The 16,143-nt window shown below is 38.3% G+C and carries 14 protein-coding genes; 6 read left to right on the top strand and 8 right to left on the bottom strand.

Annotated elements, in window-relative coordinates:
- The first annotated feature begins 6 nt into the window (after positions 1-6).
- The 3 genes from cysN to cysC are packed head-to-tail and all read left to right on the top strand — an operon-like array spanning position 7 to position 3,824.
- Positions 7-1,443 (top strand): sulfate adenylyltransferase subunit CysN, encoded by a 1,437-nt coding sequence (gene cysN / locus PVK62_RS11030; RefSeq protein ID WP_274444353.1) that lies wholly within the window; start codon positions 7-9, stop codon positions 1,441-1,443.
- 21 nt (positions 1,444-1,464) lie between these two features.
- Positions 1,465-3,192, top strand: a complete 1,728-nt coding sequence (locus tag PVK62_RS11025; RefSeq protein WP_274444352.1) for an SLC13 family permease — start codon at positions 1,465-1,467, stop codon at positions 3,190-3,192.
- 14 nt (positions 3,193-3,206) lie between these two features.
- A complete protein-coding gene (cysC, locus tag PVK62_RS11020) occupies positions 3,207-3,824 on the top strand; it encodes an adenylyl-sulfate kinase (RefSeq protein ID WP_274444351.1) in 618 nt (205 codons plus the stop codon).
- Positions 3,825-3,931: 107 nt separating this feature from the next.
- Here cysC and PVK62_RS11015 read toward each other — a convergent pair whose 3' ends face one another.
- From PVK62_RS11015 to PVK62_RS10985, 7 genes are all read right to left on the bottom strand, one after another.
- Entirely contained in the window at positions 3,932-4,825 is an 894-nt protein-coding gene (locus PVK62_RS11015; RefSeq protein WP_274444350.1) for a TIGR03899 family protein, read from the bottom strand.
- 309 nt (positions 4,826-5,134) lie between these two features.
- The gene (locus tag PVK62_RS11010; protein WP_274444349.1) at positions 5,135-5,620 is read right to left on the bottom strand and encodes a DUF3299 domain-containing protein; all 486 of its coding nucleotides are present in this window, start codon (positions 5,618-5,620) and stop codon (positions 5,135-5,137) included.
- An 8-nt stretch (positions 5,621-5,628) separates the two neighbouring features.
- Positions 5,629-6,888 (bottom strand): ABC transporter permease, encoded by a 1,260-nt coding sequence (locus PVK62_RS11005; RefSeq protein ID WP_274444348.1) that lies wholly within the window; start codon positions 6,886-6,888, stop codon positions 5,629-5,631.
- A complete protein-coding gene (locus PVK62_RS11000) occupies positions 6,885-7,571 on the bottom strand; it encodes an ABC transporter ATP-binding protein (protein WP_274444347.1) in 687 nt (228 codons plus the stop codon). Before PVK62_RS11000 ends, PVK62_RS11005 begins: the two co-directional genes overlap by 4 nt.
- 36 nt (positions 7,572-7,607) lie before the next feature.
- Positions 7,608-8,270, bottom strand: a complete 663-nt coding sequence (zrgA, locus tag PVK62_RS10995) for a zinc uptake protein ZrgA (RefSeq protein WP_274449407.1) — start codon at positions 8,268-8,270, stop codon at positions 7,608-7,610.
- A gap of 45 nt (positions 8,271-8,315) precedes the next feature.
- Positions 8,316-8,606, bottom strand: coding sequence for a DUF2607 family protein (locus PVK62_RS10990; protein ID WP_274444345.1), 291 nt, complete (start codon positions 8,604-8,606; stop codon positions 8,316-8,318).
- Positions 8,607-8,673: 67 nt separating this feature from the next.
- Positions 8,674-9,225 carry a YtfJ family protein gene (locus PVK62_RS10985; RefSeq protein WP_274444344.1) on the bottom strand — a complete coding sequence of 184 codons (552 nt, stop codon included), beginning with the start codon at positions 9,223-9,225 and terminating at the stop codon, positions 8,674-8,676.
- Between the two features lie 249 nt (positions 9,226-9,474).
- On the opposite strand from PVK62_RS10985, the gene PVK62_RS10980 reads away from it, so the two are divergent.
- Positions 9,475-9,684, top strand: coding sequence for a DUF1107 domain-containing protein (locus tag PVK62_RS10980; protein ID WP_274444343.1), 210 nt, complete (start codon positions 9,475-9,477; stop codon positions 9,682-9,684).
- A 42-nt stretch (positions 9,685-9,726) separates the two neighbouring features.
- Here PVK62_RS10980 and msrA read toward each other — a convergent pair whose 3' ends face one another.
- Positions 9,727-10,305 carry a peptide-methionine (S)-S-oxide reductase MsrA gene (gene msrA / locus PVK62_RS10975; RefSeq protein ID WP_274444342.1) on the bottom strand — a complete coding sequence of 193 codons (579 nt, stop codon included), beginning with the start codon at positions 10,303-10,305 and terminating at the stop codon, positions 9,727-9,729.
- 115 nt (positions 10,306-10,420) lie between these two features.
- Here msrA and tamA point away from each other — a divergent pair, with 115 nt between their 5' ends.
- Both tamA and tamB read left to right on the top strand, forming a co-directional pair.
- Positions 10,421-12,142 carry an autotransporter assembly complex protein TamA gene (tamA, locus tag PVK62_RS10970; protein ID WP_443111773.1) on the top strand — a complete coding sequence of 574 codons (1,722 nt, stop codon included), beginning with the start codon at positions 10,421-10,423 and terminating at the stop codon, positions 12,140-12,142.
- The gene (gene tamB, locus PVK62_RS10965) at positions 12,139-15,936 is read left to right on the top strand and encodes an autotransporter assembly complex protein TamB (RefSeq protein WP_274444341.1); all 3,798 of its coding nucleotides are present in this window, start codon (positions 12,139-12,141) and stop codon (positions 15,934-15,936) included. The genes tamA and tamB overlap by 4 nt, the downstream gene beginning before the upstream one ends.
- The last annotated feature ends 207 nt before the right edge of the window (positions 15,937-16,143 follow it).

Genomic DNA, 16,143 nt, shown 5'->3' with positions numbered 1-16,143 from the left:
TAAATAATGAATAGTGCAGTAGAGCAACAATTAGAAGAGCTTGGTATTGAAGCTTATTTAAAAGAACATCAATACAAATCATTACTTCGATTTTTAACTTGTGGTTCGGTGGATGATGGTAAAAGTACCCTCATAGGCCGATTACTCCATGACTCAAAACAAATCTATGCAGATCAGTTAGATGCAGTTCATGCAGATAGCCAACGTGTCGGCACAACTGGTGAGCGTCCTGACTTAGCGTTATTGGTTGATGGCCTGCAAGCTGAGCGTGAACAAGGCATTACTATTGATGTTGCATATCGTTATTTCTCAACTCAAAAACGTAAGTTTATTATTGCCGATACTCCAGGACATGAGCAGTATACGCGAAATATGGCAACCGGCGCATCGACCTGTAATGTTGCGGTTATCTTGATTGATGCGCGTAAAGGAGTGCTTGACCAAACTCGTCGTCACTCTTATATCGCGAACCTGCTTGGTATTCGCCACTTTGTGGTTGCAGTAAATAAAATGGATTTAGTAGATTACTCTCAATCTCGCTTTGAAGAGATTAAAGAAGAGTACTTAACGTTCTCCAAGAAGCTAAATAATCCAAACCTAGATATTTCTATTCTACCGTTATCTGCCCTAGAAGGAGATAACGTGGTAAATCAGAGTGAGGAGCTATCTTGGTATCAAGGTACGCCTCTTTTAGAAGTGTTAGAAAATATTGATATTGATTCAGACAGAGGTAATGGAGAGTTTAGATTTCCAGTGCAATATGTGAATCGTCCAAATCTAGATTTTCGTGGTTTTGCGGGCACGGTTTCATCGGGCGGTATTGCTGTTGGTGATGAAATTGTCGCGCTACCATCGGGTAAAAAATCAAAAGTGGCGCGCATTGTTACCTTTGATGGTGATTTAGATTCAGCCCAAGCAGGTCAAGCGGTGACATTAACGCTTGCAGATGAGATTGATATTAGCCGTGGTGATTTACTCGTTAAGTCGAACTCTAGCTTACAAGCAACGGATCAATTTAAGGCTGAGATTGTATGGATGACTGAAAAAGGGCTAGAGCCAGGCCGTCAGTACGATATTAAAATTGCAGGTAAGAAAACCGTAGGCCAAATTGATGCGATTCATCATCAGGTAAATATTAATAGTTTGGATACGTTTGAGACACAAGAATTGCCTCTAAACGGCATTGGTTTGTGTGAGGTATCCCTGATTGAAACGGTAAGCTTAGATCGTTATCAAGATTGTGCCGATACGGGGGGCTTTATCTTTATTGATCGCTTAACGAATGTCACGGTAGGGGCTGGTATGATCCAAAACCTTTCTGAACTGAGTGATGTAAAGCCTATCAATGATAATGTCAGTGCTTTTGAGGTGGAATTGAACGCGTTAGTTCGTAAACATTTTCCTCATTGGAAAGCACAAGACGTTTCTAAACTTTTAAGTTAATGGCTTAAAAAGGAATAGTCTATGGCATGGGAACAAGGATTCGTTCTGGCTTTATTGGCTCTTATTATTATGAGCCTATTAGCAAGTAAATTAAAACCAAGTGTGATTTTTGCAGGGGCGGCGTTTATTGCTTTTATGCTAGGGATGATTGATTTACCTAGCTTGGCAAAAAACTTTACTAACTCGTCACTGCTAACGTTGGTGTTATTGATTTTAAGTTCTTGTGCCTTAGAAAAAACACGTCTTATCAGTTGGGTAGGGCGCTATATTTCAGAAGGAAGGTTAGGGAGTGTGGTAGGCAAATTGGGTCTATCTACTGCTATTCTTTCTTCTTTTACTAATAATACTGCCGTGGTGGTGTCTTTAATTGGTGCGATAAAGCGCAATCAACGCCACGCGCCTTCTCGTCTGCTTATTCCTCTCTCGTATGCTGCAATCTTAGGTGGCACACTGACCTTAATCGGAACATCAACCAATTTAATTATTAATAGTTTTGTAGAAGATGCCGGTTTACCAAGTTTAAGTTTCTTTGCACCAACAACGATTGGTATCGCGGTACTGCTTGGCGGTCTGTTAATTTTAATTCCATTAAGTTATTTGTTACCTCAGTACGATGAGGGCCATCAAGATGAGCTACCCTACTTTTTAGAGGCCAGAGTTCAGGGCGGTTCGCCATTAGTTGGAAAGTCGATCAGTGAAAATAATTTAAGAGCATTACGTAAACTCTTTTTAGCAGAAGTGATTCGAGAGGGGAAAACTATCGCATCGGTTGACCCTGATATGGTGCTCTTAGCCGGAGATAGATTGCTGTTTTGTGGTGATATTGAAAGCGTCACGACCCTACAAGAAATTAATGGCTTAACACTGTTTGGGCAGCACCATTTAAATGGTCAGAATTTACTAGAAGTTATTGTCAGTCAATCTGCATCTATTCGTGGAAAAAGTATTAAGTCTTCACAATTTAGAGACCGTTTTGATGCTGTGGTTGTCGCTATTCGACGAGGCCATGAACGCCTTGAAGGTGGTTTAGGTAAGATTGAGCTGCAAGCGGGTGATACCTTAGTTTTAGTACCAGGAAAAGATTTTGAACAGAGTAAGCAGCAGCTAAAACGTGAATTTGTCATTATTAGTGATCTCGATTCTGCAGCAAAATTGGATGGTGACAAAAGCGCGCTGGTTTTATTAGGTTTTGCCGGTGTTATTGCCGCTGAGTTATTGAATGCATTTCCGATTATCAAAGGGCTGTCGGTGTATCTTTTGGCACTTTTAGCGTTTGGTGTGATTAATATTGGAGAATTACGTCGTCGTTTTCCGATTGATATTGTCGTTATCGTTGGAGCGGCACTTTCGATTGCACAACTAATGTTGTCATCAGGTTTATCTGTACAGCTTGGCAATATGTTTATGGAGTTATTTAATGGTTGGGGAGTGATGGGAGCCTTGATCGCCGTTTATCTGATTACTTTGGTATTAACGGAATTAATCACCAATAATGCGGCGGCAGCGTTGGCGTTTCCTATTGGCTACAGCATGGCGCTAGGTTATGGCGTTGACCCTATGCCCTTTATTATGGCGGTATTGTTTGGGGCCAGTGCGAGTTTTATTTCTCCTTATGGATATCAAACCAATTTATTAGTATTTAGTGTGGGTAACTACACGCTGCTTGATTACGTAAAAGTGGGATTACCGATGTCGATTATTTATTCGGTATTAGTGCTGACGTTAATCCCTTATTTTTTCCCATTTTAATTCAAGGATGAAACATGACAGTCAAAGACGTTGTGAAAGATGAAAATATTGTTTGGCACCAACATTCAGTAACTAAAGAAACTCGCTCAATATTAAAAAATCAGAAGCCAGCGGTACTTTGGTTTACTGGGCTATCTGGTGCAGGGAAATCAACCATCGCTGGGGCGCTAGAAATTAAGTTAGCTGAACTTGGTTATCATACTTACCTATTAGATGGAGATAATGTTCGTCACGGTTTATGTCAGGACTTAGGCTTTTCGGATCATGATAGGCAAGAAAACATTCGACGTATTGGTGAGCTTGCAAAATTAATGGCAGATGCAGGTTTAATTGTATTAAGTGCCTTCATCTCACCGCATCGAGTCGAGCGTCAAATGGTTCGAGAATTATTACCAGAAGGCGAGTTTTTAGAAGTCTTTGTGAATACTTCTCTGGATGAATGTGAAAAAAGAGACCCTAAAGGCTTATATAAAAAAGCACGAGCAGGAGAGATAAAACACTTCACAGGAATTGATTCAGAATACCAATCGCCATTAAATCCTGAGGTTGATTTACCTGCTGGAAGCGAATCTATTGATGCGTTAGTTGAGCAGTGTTTAGCAGAGCTGAAAGCACGAGGCATCATTAAATAGATCTATTTTTACCTTCGAGTTAGGCCATAGCTTTCAGTCTTTGAATCTTTTAAAAGCCCTTAAATATTGATGCATTTAAGGGCTTTGCTATGTATGAAGAAAAATAATTATGCCATCGTTGAAATGGTTTTTTTTACGTCTGTTTCAACAATGAACTTTTGACTTAATAACCCTATTAGGTTGTCGTAATAATTTTCGTTAGGTTTATTTCCTAATAATTTGCACAGTTCGGCACCTGTAGGGCTAAAGCGATAATAGACAAAACGAGATCCTTTTTGCATTGGTTTTATAGCAATATTCTTCCCTTGATATTGCAGTGGCAATGCGGGTTCAAACTCTATTTCTCCAGATTCTAATTCCGTACCAAGTAACAGGCCTAATTCAATTAATAGTAATAAACTTGAATAGGGAAGTTTGTAATTACCTAAATGAACTAACTGTGGACCTTCAGTTTTATACAGATTAAAAAGGGTGCCAGCACACTTATAACCGAGCAGTAATTTTTTACTGTTATCTTGCCCAAAACTACAAGCTAATGAGGCTGCTCGCTGGAACGTTTGTGCTTCACGTTGTGTCATATCTTTCAGCACTTTTAGTGCTTTCATGGACGTTGAACCGGGGGTAATTAGTTCTTGTTTAAAAATTTGACTCCATAACCGCTGCATTGATGGGTCGTGAATATCTTTAGCCATTTCAAAGAAGCGATGAAGCCAATCAGGATCAGGCTCGCCAGCGGTTTCATCATTACAATAATCATGAGCAAACTTAATAATTTGTTCTAAGTTTTGTTGTTGTTGCTCTCGTAGTAATTTCTCTCGATATAAAGAGCGCTTTAAAAGGGTTTCTTCTGGCTTTGGTGCTTGAAGTTTTGCTGCCAGACCTTGCTTTAGTGCGATCTCAGTGAGTCGACGAGCACTACTTATCACGTAATGTTCTTTTTTGTGTGTTGGTTGTTCTTTTATATTTTCATCTTTAGGGATGATTTTTTGTGATGAGTTCATTGATTGACCTAGCCCTGAGTAACGGTTCTTCCTTTATATTATCGGTATTAGAAAATAAAAACTTTAATATCAAAACAAGAATTAAGAAAAAATCAAAAAACAGTAAGAGTAAATATGGCTAAATGCTAAATTTTTGTTAAAATAATGAGTATTGATTAGTTTTTAAGTAAAGGAATAGAATGAAAGGCTTAGGTTTTAAAAAAATGCTGTTTAGCGTGGTGCTTGCTTCAGGGTATACAGCAACACTGGTCTATCTTTCTCATTATATATAATAATTCCAATAGACCAGTGATTACATTCTAATTACATTTACTCGTCGTCATACTCTTCTAAACGAACGCCTTCAATAAGATAACCCGTCTCTGCAAGTTCGCTATTAATGGTTTCTGTCTTTAGTTTTCCTACGATATAAATAACATCCCACAATTGCTGTATTGGAGCGCCTTTTTCAAACTTAACATAAATGATTTGATTTGGCGGTGGTGGTGGTACGTGGATACAAGCGCCAAAGTAAGGCACTAGCAAAAACTCAGTGATCATTTTGTCATCACCTTCTAAAGGAATAACAAATCCAGGTATTTTAACCATACTGCCATTCAACTCTTGTCGAACACCACCCACAAGAGATTGCTGCATTTGAGAGCCATTATGATCAACTTTAGGCATGCCTACCGCATCGAATTGATTTCTTTCTTGTTCAGGAACTAAGTCAATCCAATCGAGTTTTAATACGTCATTACTTATAGCGCTAAAGGGCAGAAGTAATAAAAAACAGAGTAAAAATTTCTTTTTCATATTTATCCTTAAAGTCTAATTGTCATACCATCACTCAATGAGTGTCGATACGCTTGAATTGCTGGAATAACACCAATAATAAAACCAGAGCACAGAACAAGAGCTAATAGTTTTAATTCGTATAAGCTTGGTAAGGTAAGTTCAATGGCAATACCATAATATTGCTGGATGATAGGCTGCAATATAGATAAAGAAAGATATAAACCGAGTAGGCCTACGATGATCCCAAAGGTTGTTATTACGACCGCTTCACTAATAAGTAGTGCGAAAATGTGTTTCGGTTGGGCTCCCATTGATCTTAGGATCGCCATTTCTCGTCGTCTTTCTTGTAGGCTGGTCAATAAGCTAGTGAGCATTCCCATTAAGCCTGCAATGACAACAAAAACAGAGACGGCCAATAAAGCTTGCTCTGCCATCGACATCATTCCCCATAACTCATGTAATGCGATACCTGGAAGAATGGCGCTTAGGGGTTCTTTACTATAATCATTAATATAGCGTTGTAGCGCAAAGGTTTGAATTTTTGAGTTAAGTCCTAACATGAATGCAGTAATGGCTTTAGGTTCAAATTGATGCTGTTCTAATATTTCAGCATCTGGCGTATTTCCTAAATGGGCACCACTTTCCCAGCCAACATGTATGGCTTCTATTGCACCTAAAGAGACATGTAAGGTTTTGTCTACTGGTGTCCCTGTCGGTGCTAAGATACCGGTGACAGTAAAGGGTAAATTATCATGACGAGTAAAAGATTGATCACTAATTCCATGAGCGATAACTAATTTATCACCTAGTTGGTAGTTCAGTTTATTGGCGACATCAGCACCGAGAACGACATCAAATAAGTGTGAGAATGGTTTACCTTCTTTGAAGGTTAATGGTTGTTTTTTTCCGTATTGGTAAAAGCGAAAATAATCTTGATTAGTTCCCATGACTCTAAAGCCTTTATGGGAATCACCTAGAGAGATTGGAATCGACCATTTTACTGATTTTTGATTGCTGATCTCTTGATAGCTTTTCCAGTCAATATTGTTGGTAGCATTACCAATGCGAAAAACAGAATAAAGCAGTAGGTTAACTTGACCTGAACGAGCACCAACGATTAAGTCGGTATTAGAAATAGTATTGGCAAAGCTTGTCTTTGCTTGTGTTCTAATTCGTTCAACCCCCATTAATAGCATGACAGAAATAGCGATAGTTACGACTGTTAATATGACCGTCGTTTTTCGGTTTCTTAGGCTTTTCCATGCTAACTGAGCAATACCAATCACAGCGTACCTCCTGCATTATTTAATGTTCTTAAATCAATACAACGATCAAAAAGAGACTCCAAACTTGGGTCATGACTCACAAAAAGTAATCCTGCGCCACTGCTTTCACACTCTTCCATTAAGAGCTGAATAAAAGCAAAGCGAGTTTCGTGATCTAATGCTGAGGTTGGTTCGTCAGCAATGATCAGTTTAGGTTTACCAATGAATGCTCTTGCTGCTGCGACTCGCTGTTGTTGACCGATACTTAAGTCAGTAATTGGTTTACTAAAGTGAGAATTTGGCAATTGAAGTTGATTTAGTAGGCGCTCTGCTTCTTTTATTAGCTCTTGTTTTGAGAGTTCTTTTTTTGATGAAAACTGGTATGGCAAAATAACATTATCAATAACAGAAAGATAAGGCAGTAAATTAAATTGCTGAAAAATATAACCAATATTATCCGCTCTAAATCGGTCTCGTTGATTTGAGGTTAATTGATTGATATCAGTACCATTAATACTCACCGTTCCTTCTGTGGGAGATAAGATCCCTGTAAGAAGACTAAGTAAAGTAGATTTACCACTGCCACTAGGGCCTTTGATAAATACTTTTGTGCCTTGTTGTTGCTGATAGCTTGGGATATCAAGAGTCTGCTCTGTTTGATTTGGCCAGCAAAAAGTCAGGTTTGATAATTCAATAATATTCATAAAAATTATGACGGTGTTGCCACCGTCATACCTAAATTATAGAGCTAAAACTGCTTTTTTAGCGGTTAACGTTGCTGCTTTCTGTCCTGAGTTACCTAGATACTGAACTGTCATTTTTTGTGTATGAGAAAATACATTAAACCACTGTGTTTCTATTTGATTTAATTTCGACATTGTTTCGCAATGGTATTCATATTGAGCAGTAAATTCACCGTGTTCACCTTGATGTTCTTCATGGTGAGAATCATCATTATGATGGTCATGGTCATGGTCATGGTCATGGTCATGGTCACCGTGGTCTTCGCTTTTCATGTTATGAGAAACATGTATATCCGAAACTTCACAGTTGGCAGATTCTGGTAGAGAGAAAATTGCATTTGGCGTTTTTAGTTTAGCGATAGCTTGCTCTAATAACTGTTCTTGTTCTTTGTTTTTAGGAGCGTGTTCAAATCCTACAACATCAGAGCCAGGAGCGGTGATCTCAAAAAGTAAATGTTCGCCATCTTGAGCTATATTGGTTTCAACGACACCATGAATGTGCGCGTCGTGTTGGCGATGCTCTGAGTGTTCAGAATGATCTGAATGATCGTGCCCATTATGATCGTCATGGTGATCAGCGGCATAAGTCATTAGTGGTACTGAAAATAATGTAGTCGAGATGATTAGTCGTAGTGCATTTTTTTTATTACAGATAAGCATAATGGCTTCCTATTATCTAAGAGTTATAAATGTAATTTATTAATGTTAGACGATAGAGAGAGGAGGTGCTCGCGAGTGAACGGTAATTGAAAACGGAGAGCTATTTTCTACAGTAGAGAATTCAAAATGAATAATAACTTGAGGAATAATAGAGGGAGAGCTGATATGAATAACAAGACCAGAGCCAATAGAATGAAATAATTGACAGTGGTGGTGTTCATGATGTTGTATGTTGGAATCAATTTGATGATAAGCAACCAAGACACTAAATAGCGCTAGAGTAATTGCTAAACTCCAATTTAACCAACGCTGTTTAGTAAAAAAGTACGATTGCATTGTACCACCCGAAAGAAATTTGAGTGGTAAATGTAATAATATAACAATTTATAAGCAAGGCATTTATTTATAGCTGAGCGTGAATTAAGCTAATGACTTGTTTTATTTCATCAGAAGTTAGTTTGCCTTCTTTTACAAAAAGTACATTCCCTTTTTTATCTTGAACAATGATAGCAGAGCTTTCAGCTTGAAGATCCCAAGCGGTGGCTACCTTGCCGTTTTTATCAAGAACCATCGATGACCATGAAAATTCTTTTTTGCTTTCTTCAGCAGAAGATTTTACAAACCCACCAGTACCCCAAATAGAATCGTCTTGATTAATAATTGTTGTCGTTTGATATTTTGATTCAGGGAACTTTTCTAGGGTAATGGCACTCATAAGATCAGCGTTCATTGCTTTGGCACTGCTTCGGCCTGCAATGACTTGTAAAACGCCAACTTTCCCTTTTAATTGTTCACTGTTCCAAGTCTGGTATATAGCAGCATCGTTGGCGTAAGTGATCTCACCATATTGTTCAATAGAGACGGAAGGAACGCTTTTGTTTAATGAAATGTTGTGAGCAAAAGAAAGAGAAGGCAATAGACAAGCGCTAAGAGCGAATAGTTTTACTGTGTTCATTTTATTATCCTTAAAAATAAGTCTTTGTAGTGTAGTTCAGAGCTTAATAAAAAGCGATTCGACCAGTATAATCTGATTAATTGTTAGTTGTTGTAAAAAAGTAAAATCCAACTTGTCGCACACTGTTTTGCGCTCTATAATGTTAAGGAAATGTTTCGAGCACATTTTTAGATAAAACATAATAATAAAATCAGTATGTTTTGATGGACTATGAATGAACACCTTATATGGATTATTGAGGTAATGGCTATGTTTAGAAATTTTAAGGCTTATCGACCACTTCAAGTGGCTCGTTTTGTAAAGACGTTATTTAAAGGGCAGATTCACATTGAAGGTATTGGAACTTTTGAATTTGATGGTGGCAAGTTACTGATGCCAAATGAAGAAAATAGAAAAATGTTATCGGTGATGAGTGAAGTGAATCAACATATTCGTCAACTTTCAGCAATGCCAGCTTAAGCAGGTTAAATTAAGAGGTGCTCGTTATGAACACCTCTTTTATTATAAGAAGCACACACCAGTACCACCTAATCCACAGTAACCATTGGGGTTTTTAGCTAGGTACTGCTGATGGTAATCTTCGGCAAAATAGAAAGGGGTAGCTGGCATTATTTCAGTCGTTATAGGGTCTGTAATACCTTGTTTGTCTAATGCCTCTTGATATTGCTGTTGTGTTTTTTTTGCTATTTGCAGTTGCTGGTTTGAATGTGTATAAATTACTGAGCGATACTGTGTACCAATATCATTACCTTGGCGCATTCCTTGAGTGGGATTGTGGTTTTGCCAAAAAGAATGCAATAGCATCTCAAGTGAGATAAGGGTAGGGTCAAATACAATTTTTACTACTTCGGCGTGATTTGTCGTTCCAGTACAAACCTCTTTATAGTTTGGGTTTGATTGTTCCCCACCTGTATATCCTACTGCGGTTGAATACACTCCAGATAATTGCCAAAACAATCGTTCAGCTCCCCAAAAGCACCCCATACCGATGTAGATAACCTCATGATTTAAAGGTACCGTTTCTAAATCAACATGTGAAAGAAAGTGAGGTGATAATGTGTTTTTTTTATTCATGGTCATGTCGCATCCTTCAACTGAGTCATTTGGAAGACTTTTACCTTGTGCTACTCTACAAAGCGAGTAAATTACCATTACATAGAACGCATTCATGAATCAATAGAATAATTAATTAAGTATGACAAAGAAGTTACCCCTCTTATTGATGTGCTGTTTGACCTTTTTTTCAACAAGAGTGACAGCACAAACGGAACTAGAGATTGAGGGTTTAGAAGGATCTTTGCTGAATAATGTTGAAGCGTATATTTCAGCCATACCAGAGGAGGAGTACTCTACTTCACTTCGTTTTCAATCTCGTCTTGAGAACAATACCCGAGATGCACTTAAAGCGTTAGGTTATTACCAGCCATCGATGAGTTTTTCTATTGAAGGTGAAAAAGGGGAACGCACCTTAGTGCTGAGTGTTAACCCTGGAGAGCCTGTTTATATCTATGTCAGTGATATCTTGATCACCGGTGAAGCGAAAGATGATATTGATTTTATTAATGCGGTTGGTCATTCAGGGTTAAACCTGGGGCAAGTGATTAATCACGGTAAATATGAAAGCTTAAAAAGCACTTTGCAAAATCTAGCATTAAGAAAAGGCTATTTTGATGGTGAGTTTACTTTAAGCCGTTTAGAGATCGCACCGGGTCGTCATCAAGCTTTGGTACGTTTACATTATCAGAGTGGTCAACGTTACCATTTTGGTAAAACCACAATTGATGGCAGCCAAATTGAAGAGAAACGTGTTCGTTCTATTATCCCCTTTAAAGAAGGTGCCCCATACCTAGCAAGCCAAATTGGTCAACTAAACCAATCTTTATCTAATACGGAGTGGTTTGCCTCTGTTTATGTTGAGCCAGATCTTGATGCTGTTGGTTCTAGTCGACAGTTACCAATGAATGTGCATTTATCCCCTCAGGTTCGAAATCAATTGGAAACCAGTATCGGCTACTCTACAGATGTCGGTGTGAGAGGCAAGATCCGTTGGAAAAAACCATGGCTTAATGACTATGGGCATAGTTTAGATACGGGCTTTTCTATCTCAAGGCCAGAACAAGAAGTAACTATATCCTATAAAATCCCTTTAGAGCAGGTACTTAAAGATTACTATATCGTTAAGTATGGTTTAAAGAATGTGGATAATAGAGATACAGACAGTTTAGAGTCAAATTTGGCCGTTGAAAGACATTGGGTATTTGATTCTGGTTGGCATAGAACGCTTTATACCCGTTTTCTTTATGAAGAATTTACCCAAGGTTCTCAAGATGGCACCGCAAAATTGATACTTCCTGGCGTGTCTTTTTCTCAAAGTCGTTCTCGTGGAGGCACTATGCCTATGTGGGGCGATAAAAAAGCATTGACTATTGAAGCGACCGATCAGGGCCTAACTTCTGATGTGAAATTACTTCGTATCTTAGCGCAAGGAGCTATTGTACGGAGCATTGGTGAAAATCATCGCGGAGTTGCAAGGGCTGAGATTGGAGCTATGTATACGGATGACTTCAACAAGCTTCCTCCTTCAATTCGATTTTTTGCTGGTGGTGATAATAGTGTTAGAGGTTATGGCTATGAAGAAATATCCCCTAAAGATGAAGAGGGCTATTTGACGGGTGGACAATTTATGGCGGCCAGCAGTGTAGAGTATCAATATCGAGTGGTTGGCAATTGGTGGTTGGCAACGTTTGTCGATTATGGCGATGCATGGATATCAACTCCTAATTGGAAGATGGGAGCAGGTTTAGGTGTTCGATGGGCATCACCCGTTGGGCCGGTGCGACTTGATTTCGCTTGGGGGCTTGATGCTGAGCCGGGAGATGAATTTAAAATACATTTCACTTTAGGGCCTGAAGTATGAGTTCTTTAGAAGAAAACCAAGAGCAGAGTATCGATAGTAAACAAAAGAAAAGCCGCCGTTTTAGTCGTCATTGTATTTGTTTAGCGCTTTTTTTACCGATGTTATTCCTCGTATTTCTTCTGTTGGTTGGAGCGATTGTTTTTACTAACCCAGGTTTAAAGCTTCTTGTATGGGGAGCGGAGAAAGCATTACCCTCTTTATATATAGATAAAGTAGAAGGCAGCTTATTGCCTGAGTTTTCTTTATCTGGAATATCTTACCAAGATAAAGCATTCATCAATGCTAAAGTAAATAATCTGCATGTTGCCTCTACTCCTAAATGTTTAATACAACCAGCACTTTGTATCGAGGATATATCTATTGATGGCTTGAAATTAGACTTGCCTGAGTTACCTGAAACTCAAGCGACAAAAGAGGCTGAGCCAACTGAGCAAAAACTGTTATCTATTCCTATCCCTATTAATGTAACTAATATTAGTTTGAATAACATTGATATGAATATTTTAGGTGACCATATTCAATGGCGCTCATTTAATACTGGTGTAAAACTACATCATAGTGATTTGACAATAACTCCGCTTTCTTGGAATAAGATAAGCGTTGAGTTAGCTAAGAAAGCAACACCTCAGGAAGACACCGACACATTATCAAAAGAAAAATCAGCATCAAGAATAATACTTCCTTCTGTTTATATCCCATTGAACATTAGTATTGAGCAATTTACCTTACGAGATTTTACTCTCAAACAAGAGACTCCAATTCAAGTTAACCAACTCGATTTTATTGCGAAGGTCAGAGAGCATAACGTTCATATAAACGATTTTTATTTAGATATGCCACAAGCAAGTTTAACGATGAATAATGATATCGAACTTGATGGTGATTATCCGTTAACGCTAGATGCCAGCTTAAAAGTCAAAGATACGGAATTAAAAGGCCAGACAGTTACATTGGATGCAAAAGGAAGTGTTGCTGATCTTACAGCATCACTCCAATTGAGTGGTGGATTGCAGGCTCATGTAGATGCAAGGATAAAGCCATTAGAGCCGACACTCCCATTCGATATTAAAATTTCAAAAGGGGATGTTTATTGGCCGCTAAGCGGTGATAAAACGATAACGACATTAATACCAAATTTAAGAGCTAAAGGTGACTTAAACCAATATCAATTTTCAAGCTCTCTATATATAGAGGGAAAAGGGATCCCTCAAACGGATATTCGTTTTGAAGGAAAAGGTGATACGGGGTCTGTAAATTTATATGATTTGCTTATTGATACATTGGGTGGGCAGGTTTCAGGTAAAGCTGAACTGGATTGGCGATCAGTATTGCAATGGAAAGGGGATATAAATCTTCAAAATATTCAGCCAGGACTTGAGTGGGCAGCGGCAGAAGGAAATATTAGTGGACGGATTGTTACTAGTGGTTCGCTGACAAAGGGAGGTGGCTGGAATGCGTTAATACCAAAGATTGATATTAATGGTGTCTTTAGGAAGTATCCATTAGATATTAATGGATCTCTCTTTGCTCATGATGAGGATGGCGAGGGGGATATAAACATCAATATCCCAAGTTTAGAGTTACATCATGGTGATAATGGGATTGAAATTTCTGGTGATGTGAACAAAGAGCTGGATCTGGATATAAGTATTAACGTTCCGGAACTGTCTGATAGTGTCCCTGATTTATATGGCAAGTTATTTGGTGATATTGCATTAACAGGTAAATTAGCAGAACCAAAGATCGATCTTGATATAGATGCGCTTGGATTAAAGTGGAACAAAGACGCGACATTAAAAAAAGCATCAATTAAAGGTTACGTAGTACCAATGCCAAAACTAAACGCAGATCTTAATATTGATTTAACTAAAGGCAAATATAAAAAACAGTTGCTTGAGGCTCTAAATATTAACTTTAGTGGAAAAGAAGAAGAGCATCGCTTAAGTGTAAATTTGGATTCCAACGTTGTTGATTCATACCTAGTTATTGATGGCGCTCTAAATAGGAAGAAAGGTTGGAAAGGTGAGTTATCAAAAGCGGAAGTTAAGACAGAGATTGGCCCATGGAAATTAGATAAAAAATCAGCATTGGCCTACAACCTTGAAACATCAGAAGCATTTATTCAAGCAAACTGTTGGAGTCAAGGAGTCACTTCTATTTGCTTGAATAAAGATTTGTTAGTAGGTAACTCTGGAACCGTTGATTTAAGTATTAATCATTTTGAATTTAATAAGCTGAAAAACTTTTTACCAGAAGAAATGACAATTAATGGTGAAGCGAATCTAAATGTTATCGCAAAGTGGGAGAAGCAAAAGGCGCCTTATGTTAAAGCAAATTTGTATTTGCCAATAGGGAGTGCCCAACAGCAGATGGAGCAACCGCTTATTATTGGTTGGGATGATATTAACGTTAATGCTGAAATGAAAAATGATGAGCTCAATGCAGATTGGCTCATCGCGCTGACAGATAATGGTCAATTAAAAGGTCAAGTGGTCATTGATGATTTGACTGGAAAGAAAACAATAAAAGCGACCTCTAATATAGAGGAGCTTTCATTATCTATGTTCCAGCCTATATTAGGTGAGTACAGTCAACTTCAAGGGTTCATTAATTCAACGGTTAATTTTTCAGGACCGATACTGCATCCTAAGTCAGTTGGTGAGCTTGAAATAAGTAAAGTAATAGTAAAAGGGGAGGTGTCTCCTATCGATGTTGATAATGGGGACTTTAAAATCAAATTTAATGGTTATGATGGAGAGTTGGTTTCTAAGATAACTACACCAGATGGTGATTTACATATTCATGGTTCAGCAGACTGGCGTGATTTGAAAAATTGGAAAGCAGGACTTGATGTTTTTGGTAATGAACTTCAAGTAAACGTCCCACCAATGGTTAAATTAAAAGTTAAGCCAGATATGAAGATCCGTATCATTCCTACATTAGCGAAGATCTCTGGGAGTATTGGTATTCCGTGGGGAAGAATTGTCGTCAATGATTTACCCGAAAGTGCAGTCGGAGTATCAAAAGATGAAGTCATTTTAAATGATGACCTTCAGCCCGTAGAAACAGAAACTACGCTTCCAATGGAAGTGGAGACAAATATTAAAATATCGATTGGTAATGATGTGCTTCTTTCTGCATTTGGTTTAGAGGCTGGATTAGTCGGTCAGCTAAATGTAACCCAAAAAAATAAAGGTCCATTCATTACTGGGGAAGTAAATATTAAAAATGGTAGTTATCGCTCTTTCGGACAAGATTTACAAATAAGAAAAGGAAAGATTTTATTTAATGGCCCTGCAGATCAACCCTATGTAGATATCGAAGCAATTCGAAATCCAGAGAATACTCAGGATGACGTGATAGCTGGAGTTAAAGTGAGTGGTCCTGCTGATACGCCAAGAGTCGAGATATTCTCATCACCATCTATGCCTCAAGCAAATGCGTTATCTTATTTATTAAGAGGGCAGGATATAGATAGTGAATCTGGTGGCAATGCTATGACGACGACACTGATAGGTTTAAGTCTTGCTAAAAGCGGTAAGGTAGTTGGGGAGATTGGCCAAGCATTTGGTGTCCAAGACTTACAATTAGATACGGCAGGTTCTGGTGATGACTCTCAAGTTACAATAAGTGGTTATATTGCACCAGATCTCCAAGTTAAGTATGGCGTTGGTATTTTTAACTCACTGGGTGAATTTACGTTAAGGTATCGAATTATTAGTGATCTCTATCTAGAAGCTATTTCGGGAGTAGACAATGCGGTTGATTTAATTTATCAGTTTACATTTGATTAAAACAAACCAATTGTGGATAACTTTGTGCACAAGCTGTGTTGCGGGTAAGGGTAATAAAGTATAAGTTTTCTATCGTTTAAATAGCACTCAAACGGAAAGAAAACATATAAAAAAACACATTTAAAGCTTGCTAATGTGATCGAACTCCCTATAATGCGACCTCACTGACACGGAGCGCTCAACCAAGAGCAGCAAAGGGTTGGTGAC

The sequence above is a fragment of the Aliivibrio sp. S3MY1 genome (assembly GCF_028765575.1).
In the GTDB taxonomy this organism is placed as follows: Bacteria; Pseudomonadota; Gammaproteobacteria; order Enterobacterales; family Vibrionaceae; genus Aliivibrio.
Note: the sequence above shows the minus strand (reverse complement) of the source record. Positions and strands in the feature narration are given on the sequence as shown.